Annotated in this window: 3 protein-coding genes; all 3 read right to left on the bottom strand. The window is 41.8% G+C overall.

The window, feature by feature from the left end; translation table 11 throughout:
• Positions 1-76 precede the first annotated feature (76 nt).
• Positions 77-613 (bottom strand): nucleotidyltransferase family protein, encoded by a 537-nt coding sequence (locus AACR75_RS03715; RefSeq protein WP_047691683.1) that lies wholly within the window; start codon positions 611-613, stop codon positions 77-79.
• A gap of 132 nt (positions 614-745) precedes the next feature.
• Positions 746-1,522, bottom strand: a complete 777-nt coding sequence (locus AACR75_RS03705; protein ID WP_047691679.1) for a phosphotransferase family protein — start codon at positions 1,520-1,522, stop codon at positions 746-748.
• A 155-nt stretch (positions 1,523-1,677) separates the two neighbouring features.
• Complete coding sequence (locus tag AACR75_RS03700; protein ID WP_047691686.1) at positions 1,678-2,073, bottom strand: lysozyme inhibitor LprI family protein; 396 nt, start codon at positions 2,071-2,073, stop codon at positions 1,678-1,680.
• Positions 2,074-2,078: the final 5 nt, after the last annotated feature.

The following is a 2,078-nucleotide window of genomic DNA, read 5'->3' as shown; positions in this document are numbered from 1 at the left end:
CCGCATAACACCGTAACCACAAAAACCAACGCATAGTAAAAATGCCGCGCGTTGGCTGTCCCTCTTGAAGCGTTTGTTATGGCGCAATTCTCAAGTTAGGCCATATAACTAGCCAACCCTTTGACTTTACTCGATTTTCGAAGGTTCCATATGCTCGTTTAGGATTATGTGTGATTAAACCTTGAAATAAACTCTCGAAACCAAAGGCTGATATACATTCATAATGATCGTGCTCGACTTTTCTCACTGCTACCGCCGTTTCTTTTTCAGGCCAATAGCTCATGGCATCCAATGTGCTTTGGTAAGGATCGTCGCCATTTTGTAAGTGCATCTTGGCTTGATTTTTCACTTGCCAATTGATCTGGGGCATTTGCTCCGATAACTTGAGTTCAAGTGATTTTTCATAATCTGAATCGACACAATCAGCATCGAAGAAAATGACATCAATATCGTTTAATGGCGTCGGCTTTACGTTGCGATGTAAAAAGTCCCAGACAAGGTTTCGCACAAAACCTGCGGCTATGTAGCACTGAGGCAATTCAAGCTGGTAAACACATTCCAGTGCTTCAAATCGAACGGGATCTTTTCTAACTAAATCAACGATAGTATCCATTTTTCACCTTGCGCCATAACGCCCGCTTAAGTGGTGAGCAACGCAATGCGATATTTCTGCACACCACCGAAATCACTGAAGTTAACGCATGATGAAAGTGCCACGCGTTGCGAATCCGTCTTAAAGCGTTTGTTATAACGCATTTTCTACCGCACCTAACCAAGCAGGTACATTCTTTTGATACCAGTCTATATATGTTGCTGCTTCAGGTTTATTACGACTTATCAGTATGTTAACTACCTCAATAACTATCCAACACTTTGCAATAACCAAATGCTTCGTTAACTCATCCGATGTAAATGATGAATTGTGTTGGGTGTATCGCTCGATAATCGAAGCGTACTCATCAATAGAGCCCAAACCTTGTACTAAGGGAGCCAAATCAATTGCTGGGCTACCATAACCAAAACGCTCCCAGTCAAACAGCACCAATTCACCATTTTGTCTGATGCCCCAATTTCCATCATTTGTATCGCCCGAAATTAAGCATGAATGCTCAAATAGAACCTGAGACAAAGCTTGTATTGATACTATCGTACTTTGAGAAGAGCGAGGAAGGCTTAAGGCCTCAAGAGCTGACTCTGTTGAAATAGCTGACCAATGATGCTCTTTGGTACTAAAACAAGGTTTATATTTTGAACAATGAATACTAGCCAACTGCTCAAATACGTTCGAACTGGTTTGCAATTCCTTTAATGTCACTCGATTTGGAATAAGCTCAATAAAGAGATCCTTATTTTGTACCTTATAAAGTTTGGGAACATTCACGCCCTTGAGCTTTGAAGCTGCGTGTTGGTAAAAATTCACCTCTACATCAGAAGCATTTTGCTTATGGATACAAAGGGAACTACCAAATCCTTCAATAGAGACTCGTGCCGAGCCCATTTTAGATAGATCTTTTGTACTCATAACTCTCCCGCGTTATAACGCCCGCCTAAGGGGCTGACAACGCATTACCACTAAACTTAAACACAACAACCGTAACCACCTCGGCTCAATGGGACTGGAAACGCCACGCGTTGACAGTCCCTCTTGAGGCGTTTGTTATGTGCGTGCTTGACGATTCATTCCATACTGGGCTCTGGCAAAACCGGCGCCGTGCTATCCATATAGGTTAAGAAATTCTTCCAGATTTCATGTGTTCTCTGTCTCGTTAACTGCGTTTTGCAAGATATCGCCAAAACACCACGAATTGAACCATCCCGCCATTGTGTATATACCGAATTGCAATGAGAAGACATGTAACTTTGCCAATCTTTCTGAGCCACTTGGATTGCACTGACCAAATCAGGATCATTCGCATTATGCTCAAAACTCGCTTCAAGATATTTTGTTAGTTCCGCTTGAGCTGAATCTAAAGCCATACTTGCACACTGATTAATCTCAAGTGTATTCATCGCATTCTTACAATCAAGAGACTCGTTTTCAGCACTTACAACACTAGAAAAACTTGCAAGCATAACTA

This window comes from Vibrio sp. ZOR0018, from assembly GCF_963865925.1.
Taxonomy (GTDB): Bacteria; Pseudomonadota; Gammaproteobacteria; order Enterobacterales; family Vibrionaceae; genus Vibrio; species Vibrio anguillarum.
This window is presented reverse-complemented; position numbering and strand designations above follow the sequence as displayed.

Coding starts and splice junctions, on each gene's coding strand:
- AACR75_RS03705 (WP_047691679.1), bottom strand. CDS start 1,522: ATGAGTACAAAAGATCTATCTAAAATGGGCTCGGCACGAGTCTCTATT.
- AACR75_RS03700 (WP_047691686.1), bottom strand. CDS start 2,073: ATGCTTGCAAGTTTTTCTAGTGTTGTAAGTGCTGAAAACGAGTCTCTT.
- AACR75_RS03715 (WP_047691683.1), bottom strand. CDS start 613: ATGGATACTATCGTTGATTTAGTTAGAAAAGATCCCGTTCGATTTGAA.